Origin of the sequence: Microbacterium sp. SL62 (assembly GCF_026672635.1) — a bacterium.
In the GTDB taxonomy this organism is placed as follows: domain Bacteria; phylum Actinomycetota; class Actinomycetes; order Actinomycetales; family Microbacteriaceae; genus Microbacterium; species Microbacterium testaceum_A.
In genome coordinates this window covers 2,823,697-2,839,022 of record NZ_JAPPRM010000001.1, presented here as the reverse complement: position 1 = coordinate 2,839,022, position 15,326 = coordinate 2,823,697, and the positions used below count along the sequence as shown (strand labels likewise).

At 67.2% G+C, this 15,326-nt stretch carries 16 protein-coding genes and 1 tRNA gene; 7 read left to right on the top strand and 10 right to left on the bottom strand.

The genetic code is table 11. From position 1 onward, the window contains the following. Positions 1-201: 201 nt before the first annotated feature. Entirely contained in the window at positions 202-816 is a 615-nt protein-coding gene (locus OVA26_RS13610; protein ID WP_268104427.1) for a hypothetical protein, read from the top strand. Between the two features lie 127 nt (positions 817-943). On the opposite strand, the gene OVA26_RS13605 is transcribed toward OVA26_RS13610, so the two are convergent. Both OVA26_RS13605 and OVA26_RS13600 read right to left on the bottom strand, forming a co-directional pair. After that, positions 944-1,684: a hypothetical protein gene (locus OVA26_RS13605; RefSeq protein WP_268104426.1), complete on the bottom strand. Its 741-nt coding sequence runs from the start codon at positions 1,682-1,684 to the stop codon at positions 944-946. Positions 1,685-1,687: 3 nt separating this feature from the next. Then, positions 1,688-2,287, bottom strand: coding sequence for a hypothetical protein (locus OVA26_RS13600; RefSeq protein ID WP_268104424.1), 600 nt, complete (start codon positions 2,285-2,287; stop codon positions 1,688-1,690). A 215-nt stretch (positions 2,288-2,502) separates the two neighbouring features. Between OVA26_RS13600 and OVA26_RS13595 the strand changes: the two genes are divergently transcribed. Beyond that, the gene (locus OVA26_RS13595) at positions 2,503-3,357 is read left to right on the top strand and encodes a hypothetical protein (RefSeq protein ID WP_268104423.1); all 855 of its coding nucleotides are present in this window, start codon (positions 2,503-2,505) and stop codon (positions 3,355-3,357) included. 92 nt (positions 3,358-3,449) lie between these two features. Here OVA26_RS13595 and OVA26_RS13590 read toward each other — a convergent pair. The 3 genes from OVA26_RS13590 to OVA26_RS13580 form a co-directional block, all read right to left on the bottom strand. Then, positions 3,450-3,525, bottom strand: a tRNA-Lys gene (locus OVA26_RS13590). Between the two features lie 39 nt (positions 3,526-3,564). Continuing rightward, complete coding sequence (locus OVA26_RS13585; RefSeq protein WP_268104421.1) at positions 3,565-4,581, bottom strand: FecCD family ABC transporter permease; 1,017 nt, start codon at positions 4,579-4,581, stop codon at positions 3,565-3,567. Next, entirely contained in the window at positions 4,578-5,630 is a 1,053-nt protein-coding gene (locus OVA26_RS13580) for a FecCD family ABC transporter permease (protein ID WP_268104420.1), read from the bottom strand. Before OVA26_RS13580 ends, OVA26_RS13585 begins: the two co-directional genes overlap by 4 nt. 23 nt (positions 5,631-5,653) lie before the next feature. On the opposite strand from OVA26_RS13580, the gene OVA26_RS13575 reads away from it, so the two are divergent. Beyond that, the gene (locus OVA26_RS13575) at positions 5,654-6,703 is read left to right on the top strand and encodes an iron-siderophore ABC transporter substrate-binding protein (RefSeq protein ID WP_268104419.1); all 1,050 of its coding nucleotides are present in this window, start codon (positions 5,654-5,656) and stop codon (positions 6,701-6,703) included. A gap of 106 nt (positions 6,704-6,809) precedes the next feature. Here the strand turns inward: OVA26_RS13575 and OVA26_RS13570 are convergent, their stop codons facing one another. After that, positions 6,810-7,478: a fasciclin domain-containing protein gene (locus OVA26_RS13570; RefSeq protein WP_074696610.1), complete on the bottom strand. Its 669-nt coding sequence runs from the start codon at positions 7,476-7,478 to the stop codon at positions 6,810-6,812. Between the two features lie 331 nt (positions 7,479-7,809). Here OVA26_RS13570 and sigK point away from each other — a divergent pair, with 331 nt between their 5' ends. The 4 genes from sigK (at position 7,810) to OVA26_RS13550 (ending at position 11,016) form a co-directional block, all read left to right on the top strand. Next, entirely contained in the window at positions 7,810-8,400 is a 591-nt protein-coding gene (gene sigK, locus OVA26_RS13565) for an ECF RNA polymerase sigma factor SigK (protein ID WP_056229327.1), read from the top strand. After that, a complete protein-coding gene (locus OVA26_RS13560; RefSeq protein ID WP_268104418.1) occupies positions 8,397-9,215 on the top strand; it encodes an anti-sigma factor in 819 nt (272 codons plus the stop codon). Before sigK ends, OVA26_RS13560 begins: the two co-directional genes overlap by 4 nt. An 89-nt stretch (positions 9,216-9,304) precedes the next feature. After that, positions 9,305-9,943 (top strand): DNA-directed RNA polymerase subunit beta, encoded by a 639-nt coding sequence (locus tag OVA26_RS13555; protein WP_268104417.1) that lies wholly within the window; start codon positions 9,305-9,307, stop codon positions 9,941-9,943. Between the two features lie 188 nt (positions 9,944-10,131). Then, positions 10,132-11,016 (top strand): aminotransferase class IV, encoded by an 885-nt coding sequence (locus tag OVA26_RS13550; protein ID WP_268104416.1) that lies wholly within the window; start codon positions 10,132-10,134, stop codon positions 11,014-11,016. Between the two features lie 54 nt (positions 11,017-11,070). On the opposite strand, the gene pstB is transcribed toward OVA26_RS13550, so the two are convergent. The 4 genes from pstB to OVA26_RS13530 form a co-directional block, all read right to left on the bottom strand. Further along, a complete protein-coding gene (gene pstB, locus OVA26_RS13545; protein ID WP_056229315.1) occupies positions 11,071-11,850 on the bottom strand; it encodes a phosphate ABC transporter ATP-binding protein PstB in 780 nt (259 codons plus the stop codon). Positions 11,851-11,870: 20 nt separating this feature from the next. Beyond that, on the bottom strand, positions 11,871-12,959 hold the full coding sequence (gene pstA, locus OVA26_RS13540) for a phosphate ABC transporter permease PstA (protein WP_268104414.1): 1,089 nt from the start codon (positions 12,957-12,959) through the stop codon (positions 11,871-11,873). Then, positions 12,956-13,975, bottom strand: coding sequence for a phosphate ABC transporter permease subunit PstC (pstC, locus tag OVA26_RS13535; protein WP_074696616.1), 1,020 nt, complete (start codon positions 13,973-13,975; stop codon positions 12,956-12,958). The genes pstA and pstC overlap by 4 nt, the downstream gene beginning before the upstream one ends. A gap of 155 nt (positions 13,976-14,130) precedes the next feature. Then, complete coding sequence (locus OVA26_RS13530) at positions 14,131-15,258, bottom strand: extracellular solute-binding protein (protein ID WP_074696617.1); 1,128 nt, start codon at positions 15,256-15,258, stop codon at positions 14,131-14,133. Positions 15,259-15,326 lie beyond the last annotated feature (68 nt).

Sequence of the window (15,326 nt, the reverse complement as noted above, 5' to 3'; positions counted from 1 at the left end):
CGCCGGTGCGGACTGCCGTGACCACGCTCCTCCCTTACGACGGGTCGACGTGCCGAGATTGTGCGCCGGCTTGGCCCGATGACGTTGACGCGAGGAGCGAGACTGAGGATGAGATCGAGCGCAGTAGCCGTCCACCTCGGTCGGAGGTCGGTGCGGTCTACGGTGTCGCTGGGGGCGCACAGAAGTGAGCGGAGACTCGACGTGGGGGACGTGACGGAGGCGCGGTTCGTCGGGTTGGTCCCCGAGTTCCGCTACCGGTGGATTTCTGACGTCGGGATCCTCGCGGTCGCCGGTGTGCTTGCGCTTTTGATGACGTTCCGGCCGTTCGCCCCTGACGACTCGTCTGGTCCGCAGTGGTTGTGGCTTCTGGGTGGCGTCGGGCTGATCACATTCGTGTGCTTCATCCGAACCGCTCGCATGCAGACGGTTCGGACAGCCGCCCGATCGCGGGTGCGCAGCGCGGGTGGCCTCGCGGTCCTTCTTTCCGCGGTGGCCATATCCGGTCGGGGAGGAGTCGAGAACCGGACGGCCCGGATGGTGCGCGAGGCGGAATGCGGATGGCTCTGGATGACGGCGGAATCACTCACGGTGTTCTCCGGTGACCGTGTGATCGGCGAAGTTCATCCCGGCGACGTCGCGAACGTCTCGGAGACCGTCGGATGGAGCCGTCACCTGTTCGAACCGCAGCTGAAGGTCACGTTCCGCGACGGTTCGATTCTCATGGCGAATCCCGTCCGTGAGGGATTCGCGGAAATCCTTCCCTTCGGCGACCGGAAGCTGAGTCTGCTTCGGCGGCGGATAGAGGGGTTCCAGTAGTGCAGTGGTCGTTGAGGAGGGGTGAGCAGCCACCGAGAGTCTCCGCGGCCATTTTCGCTGGCTACACGCGGCGACGAAAGGAGAGTGGCGAATTAAGACTGTCAGCCGAGAGCTCTGCTGCTGAGATCTAGAACAGAATCCCGACGATGTCCTCAATATGAGACTTTGCTTTTGCGGCTCCGGGATTGTATTTATTCGGGTGTCCGCATTGGTTACGCGTGTGGAGGCACTGGCCGAGAATCGTCCACTGCGCCTTATCTAGCTCACCCAGGTCTCTCGCGATATCGAGCAGAGTCGTCTCCTTGACTGTTGCCAGGTCATCGAACTTCGCGATCTTTACCTTTTGGTAGTACTTCTGAGCGGCTCTCTCCACGATGCTCGCCCCGTGCAGCCACACGCGTTCTTGCAATACTCTCACCGCTCCGACCCAGATGAACACAATGGCGGCTCTGAGGGCATTCACGCTCAGGCACAGGATCGCCTCCTCGACGTAAGCCCTCACATCGGGGTCGGTGACCGCCAGAGCCACTTTTCGGAGTTCCTCGACGCCGTGTTCGATTTCGGGTTGAGTTTCTGGAAGACCCGCCATCGCTCTGACCGCAGTTTGGCCGGTCGGGGTGAGAGCCCAAAGACGTTCCCCGCTCGGGCCGAGGGCGGCGGCATCGACCAGTGCGCCAGCCTTGTTCATGACGTCGGCGACGTTCGCTTGTCTAGCTTTGGGCACGCGTGCCGCTTGCATCGAAGCCTTGATCTGGGCGCTGGATAACGCTCGTTCATCTTTGAAGTGAGCATGCCAGTACAGAACTACGAGGGCACGTTCGCGCCAGGTCTTGGCGCCGGATGTAGATAGGAACTCGACTAGCAACACGCGCTACTTCTTCGCCTCTGCCTTCGGCAGCCCGAGCACCAGGTTGCGCCCGAGATTCGATAGCTTGATGTCTTCCAAACCGCCTGAGTTGTCAAGTTCCTTCTTCCCGGCCTGGGAAGCGGTGTTCTTGACGTCAGTGGGGAGAGTCCACTTTTCTGCGTGGTAACACGTAACGATCTGGGCGATAGTCGCCTTTGTGTTCTCGGCGATCACGAGCATCCAGTAAACACACACGGTGTACTTCTCGATGTGAGTAGAGGGCTTCTTCTCGGCGACGAAGTCGGCGAACGATTGCTTCCCCTGGGGTGACAATTCCAGTGCCTTGTCAGGATTCACCCCGGGAGCCTTGGGTTTGCGGGGCGTCGACTTCTTGCCGTTTGCAGGGGCCGCCGGGGGATCTGCGGTCTGCGCCGCAGCATCATCGCTCGGGGCCGATTGTGACTGCGCGCGCGGTTCCGGCTCGACGCGAGTGCGGTGGCTGACCGGTTGCCCAATCAGGTAATGAAAGGCGTCCGCCTGGAGAGTTTTGGTGGGAAGGCTGCCGATCACATCTGCTGCCTTCCGGACGCGTTCCAGTCGCTGATCGAACTCTGCATCGCTCACGCCCGACTCCATCCCCTACCGGTTCCCGCGGTGTTTTTCTCATGGTGTCCACGTTTCGGGGCTAGCAACACGCCATCGACCGCATCAGTGCTGCCGGGACTCGTCGGGCGGCAAGCGAGCAGTCATCCAACAGTTGCTCACAAGTGGCGCCGAGGGCACCGGCTGAGGTCCCGTTAGGCTCAGATGCAGCTATAGCGGTTTGGAGAACGGCTGGTATGTTCAACCTTCTGATCGGACTCGACGCGAATGTGGTACCTGCGGGGCGCCTATTTGAGTACACGGACGATCGCGTTCGCGGTGATCTCGGAGATGACTACGAGTCTCGAATCGAACGCCTGCCAGCGCTGTCGATGCCCGAAATTGGAGATGATCGGCACGACCAGGTTGCGACGATCGGGCGGGTCACATCAATACGCGCGACAGGACGAACGCATCGATTCATTTTCGAAGCCAGTCCGAAGTTCGACCCCATTCCGACAGAGACGATCCGCGCCCTCGCTGACCGGTTGAACATCGATCCGGATGGATGGGAACTCAAACGAACGCACTGGGCGGTGAAACAAGCGGACTTGTTCGAGGTGCTGTTCGAGAATGCGACGAGAGCTTCCAATGCTGCCCGGACCTACAGTTCATCTGCCGCCGTGCAATTCCCCGTTGATACACCGCTCGACCCAAGACTCGTGGCGGTCATGATGCCCTTCGCCCCGAGCTTCGACGTCGTTTACGAGACGGTTGAGCATGCTGTTCAGGACGCGGGGATGGAGTGCGCCCGAGTGGACAACATCTGGGAACATGACCACGTCATGGGCGATGTGCTCTCGTTGCTTTGGCGTGCTCGGGTAGTTGTCGCAGACCTTACCGGCCAAAACCCGAACGTGTTCTACGAGACCGGTCTGGCACACGCGCTTCCGCGACGCACCATCCTGCTCACGCAGAAGGCCGACGACATTCCGTTTGACCTTCGATCGATCCGATACCTGTCTTACGGCCTCGGCTCCGCTGCTAGGAAGACGCTTCGATCGCAGCTAGGCGAGCGGCTCATGACACTCAAGGGGCTGAGCGCGTCCTGATTCCGGACCTTCCGTGAGAGGGCGAGGACGGGTTCTCGCCGGGATTTCCGATATCGGCTTCCCGGCGGAATCGCGCGATCCCAGTGTCTGACTGGTGGGCCCCGTGGGGCTCGAACCCACGACCCGCGGATTAAAAGTCCGATGCTCTACCGACTGAGCTAGAGGCCCTCGCCGTCCAGCCTACCGGCCTCGCGGGGGCGCTCGTGCTCACCGGCGTCGCCGGGACACGATCCAGAACAGGTAGGCGCCCCCGACGACGGCGGTGAGCAGGCCGACCGGAATCTGCAACGGTGCCAGGGCGCGCTGGGCGATGACGTCGGCGACGAGGAGCACGGCGGCGCCCGTGACCGCGGAGCCGACCAGGGGGATCCCGCTGGTGCCCATGGTGCGTCGGGCGAGTTGCGGTGCGGCGAGGGCGATGAAACCGATGGGACCGGCGACCGCGGTCGCGGTCCCGGTGAGAAGCGCGGCGACGACGATCAGCACGAGGCGTACTCGCCCGGTGCGCACCCCGAGGGCGACAGCGGTGTCGTCGCCGAGCTCGAGAGCGCGGAAGTCGCGGTATACGACGATCAACACGAGTGACAGAATGCCGATCGACGCGAGCAGCAGCGCCACATCGTCGAGAGATGTCGCCGCCAGGCTCCCGTGAAGCCACTGCGTCGCGTTGCGGGCGATCTCGAGTGGGGCCCGGGTCAAGAGGTAATCGTTGACCGCCGACAGCAGGGTCGAGAGCGCGATTCCGGCGAGGATCGTCCGCTCTCGCGAGACGCCCACGCTGCGGGCGATGGCCATGACGATCACGACGGTCAGCAGACCGCCGATCCATGCCCCGGCGGCGGGAGAGGCGGCCGGCGCGAGAAGAGTAAGTCCGACGAGGGCGCCGGTGGCCGACCCGGCGCTGAATCCGACGATGTCGGGGCTCGCGAGCGGGTTGCGGGCGAGCGTCTGGAACACGGCCCCGGCCACGCCGAGGGCGGCGCCGATGGCCAGAGCAGCCAGAACGCGCGGGACGCGCAGGCCCACGACCACGACGGTCGTCCGGCCGTCGCCTTCTCCGGTCAGCGCGGATGCCACCTGCCCGAGGGACGCCGGGAAGGAACCCGTCGTGAGCCCGACCACCGCGGCGATCGCCGCGACGACGAGCGTGCCGATCAGGACGAGGGCGTATCGGCGGCGCCGTCGCGATCGCGCAGGAGTGCGGAGGAGGGTTGCCGTGCTCACGGCATCCGCTTCTTTCGGAGGATGAGCCACAGCAGCAGCGGGGCCCCGAGAAAAGCGGCGACGATCCCCGCCTCCACCTCACCGGGAGGGGCGATGACACGACCGACGACGTCGCTCGCGAGCGTCAGCGCTGCCCCGGTCACGGCGGCCAGGGGGAGCGACGTCCGGACGGACCCGCCCACCGTGCCGCGAACGGCATGAGCCACGAGCAGACCGATGAAGGCCAGGGGCCCCGCAGCCGAGGTCGCGGCGGCGCAGAGCAGGGTGATGGCGACGCCAGAGCCGATCATGACCAGCGGGGGAGAGACCCCGAGCGCCCGCGCCAGGTCGGCGCCGAGCTGCAGCTGATCGAGGCTCCGCGACACGACGACGGCGAGCAGGAGGCCCACGATGGCAAAGGGCAGGAGCTGGAGCGCGACGTCCGGGTCGCGGCGCTCGAACGAACCGACCGCCCAGAAGCGGAACGATTCGAAGGTGTCGTCATCGGCCAGCGTGATGATACGGACGACGGCGCCGAGACACGCGCTGAGCGCCACCCCGGCCAGGACGAGACCGATGGTGTCGTCGCGCCGCTCGCCGCGGACGGCGGTGTGCACCAGCAGCGACGCCCCCGCCGCGCCCGCGAAGGCGAACCAGACGTATCCGCTCGCCGTCGCGACCCCGGAGAACCCGATGGCGACGACGACGCCGAGGGCGGCGCCCGCGTTCACCCCGAGCAGGCCCGGGTCGGCGAGCGGGTTCCGGGTCGCCGCCCGCATCAGTACGCCGGCCACGCCGAGGCATGCGCCTGCGAAGATCGCGGTGAGGGTGCGCGGTAGGCGGAGCTGATGGACGATGACGCCGGCGGCATCCTGTCGATCCGAGAAGAGGGCCGACACGACATCGAGGGGGCTGAGGGCGCGAGATCCCACGGCGAGACTCGCGAGGACGAGTCCGACGAGGATGCCGCTCACGACCAGGAAGAACATGACCGCGCGTCGTCGCGACGACCGTCGACTCGAATCCCGTTCCGCCACGCCCGGGACGGTGGGCGGCTGGACGACGATCACGGAGGTAAGGATAACCTAACCGGGTGATCGACTTTCGTTTCCCGTCCTCTCGTGCCCGATTCTGTCCTCGACGACTCGTCGGCGTCGGCCTCGCTGCAGCCGTGCTCGCCCTCGCCGGATGCGCCGGCCACGCCGCGGGCCCTTCGGCGGTGGATGCCGAGGCCGGCTCGACCGGGGAGTGGACCGTCTCGCGCGACCTCGAGCCCGGCATGGGCTCCGCGCAAGCCGACGGCGTCTTCCCCCGCGAGGTGACGCACTTCGCCGGCACGACCGAGATTCCGTCCGAGCCGAAGCGCATCGCGGTCGTCTCCACGGGGCAGCTCGACGCGCTCCTGTCTCTGGGGCAGGTGCCGGTGGCGGCGACCCGCGCCGAGAACAGCGGACTGGTGCCCCGGTATCTGCTCGACGCGTTCCCCGACCGGGTGCCGGCGCTGGACGCCATGTCGGACATCGGTCAGCGGACCGAGCCCGACCTCGAGGCGATCGCTCAAGCCGCGCCCGATCTGATCCTGATCAACTCGACCCGGGGTGCCCAGCTCTACGACGCCCTCGCGGCCATCGCGCCCACCGTGGTGACGAAGGGCAACGGGGTGAATTGGAAGAGCGACTTCCTCCTCATCGCCGACGCCCTGGGTGACGAGGGCGATGCCCGCGGCATCCTCGACGATCTTCAGGCGCAGAGCGCCGCTTTCTCGCAGACCCACCCGGCGGGGGAGCCGGCCGTATCGTTCCTGCAGTCGACGGGCGACCGCACGCGCATCATGGGACTGCCGTCTTTCGCGGGAGGCATCGCGGAAGATCTCGGTCTCGGACGCCCGGAGTCGCAGCGGTTCGACGAGACGTCGCAGGAGATCAGCGCCGAGCAGATCGACCTCGCCGACGCGGATCACGTGTTCTACGGCGGGACGGGGGAGGGCGTCTCGTTCATCGAGCAGGCACCGCTCTGGCAGACCCTCTCCGCCGTCGCCGGGCAGAAGGCGACGACCGTGGACTTCGACCCGTGGTTCATGAACGCCGGCCCTGTCGCCGCCCGGCTCGTGCAGGACGAGATCATCCGCACGGTCGGTTCCTGACGAACGAAAGCGAGCGCCGGACCCCCTCGCCTGGGGTCCGGCGCTCGCCGTCAGGATCGGTCGATCATCGACCGCTCGGAAACGCGAAGACTCGCGCTTTCGTGAATTACATGGCCGGGGGCATCAGCACCGAGTCGATGAGGTACACCGTGGCGTTGGCGGTCTGGACGCCACCGCAGATCACGTTGGCGTCGTTCACCTTGATGGAGTCGCCCGAGCCCGAGACGGTGACGTCCTGGCCCTCGACCGTGGTGTGCGTGCCGTCGATCGCGTCGGGAGCGATCTGGCCGGGGACCACGTGGTACGTGAGGATCTTGGTCAGGGTGGCCGAGTCGGTCTTGAGGCCGTCGATGGTGGCGGCCGGGATCTTGGCGAACGCGTCGTCGACCGGGGCGAAGACCGTGAACTCCGAACCGTTCAGCGTGTCGACCAGGTTGACGTCGGGGTTCAGCTGGCCGCTGACGGACGCGGTGAGCGTCTTCAGCAGCGGGTTGTTCGACGCGGCGGTGGCCACCGGGTCAGCAGCCATGCCGGCGACCGAGCCGGAGCCCGAGGGAACGGCGGCGGCGTAGTCGGCGCAACCGGGGCCGACGAGGTTGGCGGCCGGGTCCATCGCGCTGGACGACATCGACGGCGAGGCCGACATCGAGGGCATTGCGCTCTCGTCGGTGGTCGAGCCACCCGAGGTGGTGCCACCCGAACATGCGGTGAGAGCGAAGGCCGAGCCCAGAACGAGGGCGAGACCAGCGACAACGGGCTTCTTGTTGGTGAGCATGACATTCCTCCGAAATCATCCGGATCGCGTCTGCGACCCGTCAGGGACACCCCGGTGCGAGGGGCGGTTCGCCGTGGAGCGGCTTACACAGGGTCTTCGGGACCCCCTCGGGATCGGATTGCGAAATGTTGCGGATTCGACCGGTCGCCGGCATTCGGAGGGCTTTAAATCCCTGGTCAAGCGAGAATAAATATTCTTCAGAATGTTTTTCGATCGAACCCGTTGACGCCCGGAAGGCCGCGGAGGCTCAAGATAACGGTTTGCCCCGAGCTGTCTTGCCACGCGCATATACGCGCGCGAGGTTGCGCGGGGCGTAGGCAATGATGGGGTCATGGTGATCGACGGTTTCGACCTTCCCGACGACGGGACGGAGAACGCCGACCACGTGGGTGTCCTCTTGCAGCGCGTCGCCGCCGGCGACCGCGCCGCTTTCGCCGAGTTGTACGACTCCCTGTCGGCCCGCGCCTTCGGTCTGATCCTCCGTGTGCTCGTGGACCGCTCGCAGAGCGAGGAAGTGCTTCAGGAGGTCTTCCTCGAGATCTGGCAATCCGCTGGGCGCTTCACTCCGAACAGAGGTCAGGGAAGATCGTGGGTTCTCACGATCGCGCACCGTCGAGCGGTGGACCGCGTGCGGTCCTCGCAGTCGAGCGTCGATCGAGATGTGCGCGCGGGCTTCCGGGATATGGACGTCGCATACGACGCCGTGTCCGAGAAGGTCGAACTGAAAATGGAAGGGCGGCGCGTCGTCGATGCACTGGCGACGCTCCCCGAGGCGCAGAAAGAAGCGCTCACGCTCGCTTATTTCGGCGGGTACAGCCAAAGTGAGATCGCGACCCTCGTCGGGGCGCCGCTCGGTACGGTCAAGACACGAATGCGCGACGGATTGTCGCGCTTGAGAATGGAGATGGGGGTGGACAAGTGAACGAGAGGGATTTCGCCGACCTCGCCGTCGGACACGCGCTCAACGCGCTCTCCGAGGCTGATGAGCGCGCGTACCAGGAGGCTCTCGCGGGTAACCCGAACTGGGACCACCACGTGCGCCATGCCGTCGACGCGGTGGCCGCGATCGGCGACTCCGTCGAGCCCGTCGAGCCTCCGCCGTCCGTGCGGGCTTCGCTGTTCGCGCGCATCCTCGACCTCCCGCAGGAGTCAGCGGCATCCGCTTCCGCCGTCGAATCCGTCAACGACGTCGAGGACTTCGCCGCGGCCGGCCCCGCTGTCACCGAGCCCGAGCGCGAGGCCGTCACGGTCGGCGCGTCTCCGGGATCCGGATGGGGTGCCCGTCGCTGGTTCGCACTGGCCGCATCGTTCGCTGCCGTCCTCGTGCTCGGCTTCGGCGCCGTCACCGTCAGCCAGTTGTTCGCTCCGCCTGCCGCGGTCGTCGCCCTCCAGCAGATCGAAGATGCACCCGACGCGCAGTCGGCCTCGGCCACCATGCCCGACGGAACGGTCGCGACGGCGCACTGGTCGCCCTCGAGCGGAAAGAGCGTGCTCGTCGCCGACGGCATGCCGGCGCTGCCCGACGGCAAGACCTACGAGCTGTGGTTCGTTCGCGGTGAGAACCAGATCGCGATCCCGGCCGGGATCTTCGAGCCGGATGCCGATGGCAACGCCACTGCTCAGCTCTCGGGTGAGATGCACAGCGGTGACGTCATCGCCGTGACGGTCGAACCCGCGGGTGGTTCTCCCGACGGCACGCCGAGCTCGGCCCCCGTGCTCGCCGTCGCCACGGCCTGATCACCTCCAGACTGCCCGTTCCGGTGCCGTCGCCAGCGGGTACCTCTCGTGCGGCCCGCTCCGCGAGGGGGACGCTCTAGCCTGGATGCATGAGCGATTCCCCCCGCGAATTCCACAAGCCGGTTCGGCGTCCCGCAGAGCTGTTCGACCGTCTGTTCTCGGCGGAGGACCCGGCCGAGGTGTCGCGGGTCGCGCACAGCACGGCGCAGGCGCTCTTGTCGCGCGTGCGAGCCGACCCGAGCATCGACGTGGTCGAGCGGCTCGTGGCGTTCACCGACGATCACGGCATCGACGACATCGCCGAGCTGTGGTCGCGCTCGCCCGCTCGCTCCCTGCCCGGCGCGCTGTGGCGCCTCTATCTTCTGCAGCTGATGATCCACGACGACGCCGCCACAGCCGCCCTGCTCTACGAGCGCGGTCGGGTGGAGATGGCGACGGTTGATGCCGTGGTGGCCGGGGCTCCCGCGCCGGCGGGCCCCGAAGAGCTGGTGCAGCTGATCGACACCATCCTGCGCGGGCTCTTCGAAGGGGACTTCGCCGTGGCCCTCGATCGCGCCGCGGCGTTCTGCCGTGTGCAGGCGGCAGGGTCCACGCACCTCGCCGACGACTACGAGAACACCGAGTCGGAGCGGGCATCTGCCCTCACCACGCGCGCTCTGCGGCTCGCCACGTACGCGGAGGACCTGTCGGCGTCGGCCGCTCTCTGGCGCCGTGACGCGCTCACCTGAGCGGAAAAGATAAGTGCCGGACCGCAGAACGCCTCTCGGCGCATGGCCGCTCATAGCGGCAGAAGATGGAGCCCGGGGTTACTGCGGCCCGGCTAGGAAAGTGTAACAAGCCCCGCCCGCGGACATTCCCTGGAACAGCCCGGTTGACAAGACCCGGGCGTGTCGGCGGTGCGGCGTAGGCTCGGCTCATGGCTTGGCGCTTCGCTCTCGTGATCGACCCTGCGGCACCCGATGACGAAGGCGCCGACTACCGTGACACGCTGCACGAGATCGAGCCACACGGTCCCGCCCTCGGGGTGGGTGAGCTCAGTGCTCAGCGCGGAGACGGCGTGTTCGAGAGCCTCGGCGTCGTCGACGGCCATCCGCAAGAGGTCGGGCCGCACCTCGCGCGCCTCGCGCATTCCGCGGCGCTCTGCGACCTCCCCGCGCCGAACCTCGCCCAGTGGCGCGTCGCGATCGAGCGCGTGGCGCGCGAGGCGGGGGCGGGTGAGAACGTCATGAAGCTGCTGCTCAGCCGCGGCGTCGAGCACGGCCCCGCGCCGACGGCGTGGATCACGCTCGCCGACGCCCCCGACAACACGAGCGGACGAACGACAGGGGTCGCTGTCGCCACCCTCGATCGCGGCTACGCCCTCGACGTCCCCGCGCGCGCTCCCTGGCTCCTGCTCGGGGCCAAGACGCTCTCGTACGCCGTCAACATGGCCGCCATCCGCGAGGCGAAACGTCGCGGGGCCGACGACGCCGTGTTCGTCACGAGCGACGGCTACCTGCTCGAGGCGCCCACGGCATCCGTCGTCCTGCGTGTCGGCGACCGCTTCGTGACGCCCGAGCCGCAGGCCGGCATCCTGCACGGGACGACGCAGCTCAGTCTGTTCGCGTACCTCGAGGGTCGCGGCTTCACCACGGCGTACGAGACGGTGCCGGCGAAAGACCTCGCCACCGCGGATGCCGCCTGGCTGCTGTCGAGCGTGCGGCTCGCCGCCCCGATCCGATCCGTCGACGGGATCGAGGTGCCGGTGGACCGCGCCTTCACCGATGAACTGAACGCCTACCTGCTCAGCCCCCGCGACTGAGCGGCCGGGGAACGACGAAGGCCCCGCCGGAGCGGGGCCTTCGCACGGGACTGCTTATCCGAAACGGCCCGAGACGTAGTCTTCGGTCGCCTGGACGCTGGGTGCGGTGAAGATCGACGCGGTGTCGTTGTACTCGATGAGCTTTCCGGGCTTGCCGGTGCCGGCGATGTTGAAGAACGCCGTCTTGTCGCTCACACGCGAGGCCTGCTGCATGTTGTGCGTCACGATGACGATCGTGTACTCGCTCTTCAGCTCGCCGATCAGCTCTTCGATCGCGAAGGTCGAGATCGGGTCGAGGGCCGAGCACGGCTCGTCCATCAGCAGCACGTCGGGCGAGACGGCGATGGCGCGCGCGATGCACAGACGCTGCTGCTGACCGCCCGAGAGGCCGCCGCCGGGCTTGTCGAGACGGTCCTTGACCTCGTTCCAGAGGTTGGCGCCCCGCAGCGACTTCTCGACCAGGGCGTCGGCGTCGCTCTTCGGCATCCGCTTGTCGTTGAGCTTCGCGCCGGCCAGCACGTTCTCGCGGATCGACATCGTCGGGAACGGGTTGGGGCGCTGGAAGACCATGCCGACGTGGCGACGCACGAGCACGGGGTCGACGCCCGGACCGTAGAGGTCGTCGCCGTCGATGAGCACGCGGCCCTCGACGCGACCGCCGGGGATGACCTCGTGCATGCGGTTCAGCGTGCGCAGGAACGTGGACTTGCCGCAGCCCGAAGGGCCGATGAAGGCGGTGACCGAGCGGGGCTCGATGTCGATCGAGACGCCCTCGACCGCGAGGAAGTCGCTGTAGTAGACGTTGAGGTCTTGGACCTCGATGCTCTTGGACACGAGTGAGTGCCTTTCTGGGCTCAGCGCGCCTTGGGCGCGAACACCGCCGCCACGATACGGGCGATCAGGTTGAAGATGACGACGAGGACGACGAGCAGGAAGGCCGCACCCCAGGCGTTCGCCTGAGACGCATCGATGTCCTGACCGGGGAAGCTGTACGCGGTGTAGGCCATCACGGGGAGGGTCTGCATCGGGCCTTCGAACGGGTTGGCGTTGAAGTTGTCGGTGAAGCTCGCCGCGATGAAGATCGGCGCGGTCTCACCGACGACGCGGGCCACGGCCAGCACGACACCGGTGATGATGCCCGATGCGGCGGTACGCAGCACGACCTTGATGATCGTCGCCGAGCGCGGCACGCCCAGCGCGAGGGCCGCCTCGCGCAAGTCGGCCGGGACGAGGCGCAGCATCTCTTCGGTGGAGCGGATGACGATGGGGATCATCAGCACGCAGAGGGCGATGGATGCCGAGAACCCGCTGAACGCCTTCGGACCGACGACCAGGCTGAACAGCGAGAACGCGAACAGACCGGCGACGATCGAGGGGATGCCGGTCATCACGTCGACGAGGAAGGTGATCGCGCGACGCAGCGGGTTGTTCGGCTGCGCGTACTCGACCAGGTAGACCGCGGCGAGGACGCCGATCGGCACCGAGATGAGGGCGGCGATACCCGTGATGATGAGCGTGCCCGTGATGGCCTGCCAGGCACCCGCCGTCGCGACGACCTCGAGGGTGTCGGGGTTGAAGGCGGTGCCGCCCACCTGCGTGACGAAGTTCCAGTTGACCACCGCGAGGCCCTTGGAGACCACGGTCCACAGGGTCGAGATGAGGGGTGCGACCGCGAGGAGGAACGCGACGGTCACCAGGCCGCGGACGACGCGGTCCACCGCCTTGCGGCGATTCTCGACGATCGAGGACCCGACCCCGATGGCGATCAGGTACAGCACCGCCGAGAGGATCAGCCACGTCGCGAGGGCGAAGCCGCCCAGCAGGAGCTGGATGACCGCGACCACGACGGCCACGCCGACCAGGAGCGCGGGCTCGATGAAGCGGGGCAGCTGGCCGCTGGTGAGGGCCAGGGGAGACGAGGACGAGGGGGCCGTGACGGTCATGAGCGCTTGCCCTTCTTGCGACCCTTCGCACCGGGGCCCGTCGCCCCGATGATGTAGCGGGCGAGCATGTTCACCGCGAGAGAGACGACGAACAGCATGAGGCCGGTACCGATCAGCGCCGAGCGCTGGAGGTCGGTGGCGATCGGGAAGTTCAGCGCGATGTTGGCCGCGATGGTCTGCGAGTTGTATCCGTCGGTGAGCAGCAGCACCGAATAGATCAGGCTGGGCGAGACGATCAGCGCGATGGCCATCGTCTCTCCGAGCGCGCGGCCGAGACCGAGGAGCGTGGCCGAGACCATGCCGCTGCGGGCGTAGGGGAAGACCGCGAGGCGGATCATCTCCCAGCGCGTGGCGCCCAGCGCGAGGGCGGCCTCTTCGTGCAGGCGCGGGGTCTGCAGGAAGATCTCGCGCGTGATTGAGGTGACGATCGGGAGGATCATCACGGCGAGGACGACACCACCGGTGAACATCGTCGAACCCGTGGTCGAGACCGGGCCCTGGAAGAGCGGGATCCAGCCGAGGTACTGGTTGAGGAACTCACCGACCGGCACGAGTAGCGGGCGCATGACGATGATGCCCCACAGGCCGAAGACGATCGAGGGGACCGCGGCCAGCAGGTCGACGATGTAGCCGAGGAAGCCGGCGATCCGACGCGGGGCGTAGTGCGAGATGAACAGCGCGATGCCGATGGCGACCGGCGTGCCGATGACCATGGCGATGAGCGCGGCCCAGATGCTGCCGAACAGCAGCGGACCGACGTACTCCCAGAAGTTGGTCCAGCTGCCGTTCTGGTAGCCCGCGAGGTCACCCTCGGTCCAGTTGCCGGTGATCGCGGGGATGCCGCGGATGATCAGGAAGATCGCCACCCCGGCGAGGATGATCATGATCGACACGGCGGCCGTGGTCGACAGCCCCAGGAAGACCGAATCGCCGACGCGGCGCTTGCCGACGATCGACGTCCGAGGCGGGGGAGGGGAGGACGGGGCGGTCTCTGTGTCAGCGACGGTGTCAGTCACGGGGGACCTCACGCTCGGCACGGGTCATGGTTCTCCTCGGTCGGGTGTTCTCTGAGGATGCTGGCTCAGCGGAGCGTTCGAGCTGGTCGACCGCTCCGATCAGCCCGGCCCGGTCCGCACACGAGGTGCGGGCCGGGCCGAGTCCGAAGAGATGTTTACTTGATCGACGCGAGCGTCTCGGCAGCAGCCGAAAGCACCGAGTCGGGCAGCGGCGCGGAGCCGGCGTTCTTGGCCGCGACCTGCTGGCCGAGCGTGCTGGTCACGAAGCCGAGGTACGACTTGACGAGCTCGGACTGCTTGGCGTCCTTGAACGTGGTGCAGGTGACGGCGTACGACACGAGCGGGATCGGGTACGTCTCAGCGGTGAGCTTCGAGTAGTCGAACTTCTTCGACAGGTCACCGGCGACACCGTTGCTGGCGTCGACCGCGGCGGCCGCGAAGGTCGCGGTGACGGCCTCGGGGCTGTACGCGATGGCGGTGCCGTCCTGGATGATCGACGCGGCGTTCAGGCTGCCGATGGCGGAGTGGTCGGCGTAGCCGATGGTTCCGGTGCCGGCCTTGACGGCCTCGACGACGCCCGAGCCACCCTTCTGCTTCGACACGTTGCCCTCGATGGGCCAGTCCTTGCCCGCGGGCGAGGTCCAGACCGACGACTGCGTCGCGGCGAGGTAGTTGGTGAAGTTCTGCGTGGTGCCCGAGCCGTCCGAACGCGCGACGGTGGTGATGGCGCCGGCGGCGAGGGCCGTGCCGTTGTCCTTGGTGATGGCCGGGTCGGACCAGTCGGTGATCTGCAGAGCGAAGATCTTCGCGATCGTCTCGCCCGAGAGCTTCAGGCTCGTGACGCCGGGGATGTTGAAGATGATGGCGACGCCGTCGAGGTAGACGGGGATGTTGACGCCGCCCTCCGTGCAGAGGGCCTTGGACTGAGCCGTCTGGTCCGCGTTCAGCGGCGAGTCGGAGCCGGCGAAGTCGTACGCGCCGCTGAGGAAGTTGGTGACGCCACCGCCGGAGCCCTGCGACTTGTCGTAGTTGATCGTGACGCCCTTGGCCTGGGCGTTGTACGCGCTGGTCCACGCGGCCTGCGCGTTGGCCTGGGCGCTCGAGCCACCCGCGGTGATCGTGCCCGACAGGTTCGGGTCGACGGTGAACGCGACGTCGGACGAGGTCGACGAGGGGGTCGAGCCCGCGGCGTCGCCGGAGCCCGAGGGGCCGGCGCAGCCGGCGAGGGTCAGGGAGGCCACGGCGGCCACGGTGCCCAGCTGGGCGAGTCGGGAGAGCTTCACGGTGTGAATCCTTCGCATGTCGGGAACAGGAACCCGGTGCAGGGTTCGTCGTGAACGGTAAACAGCGA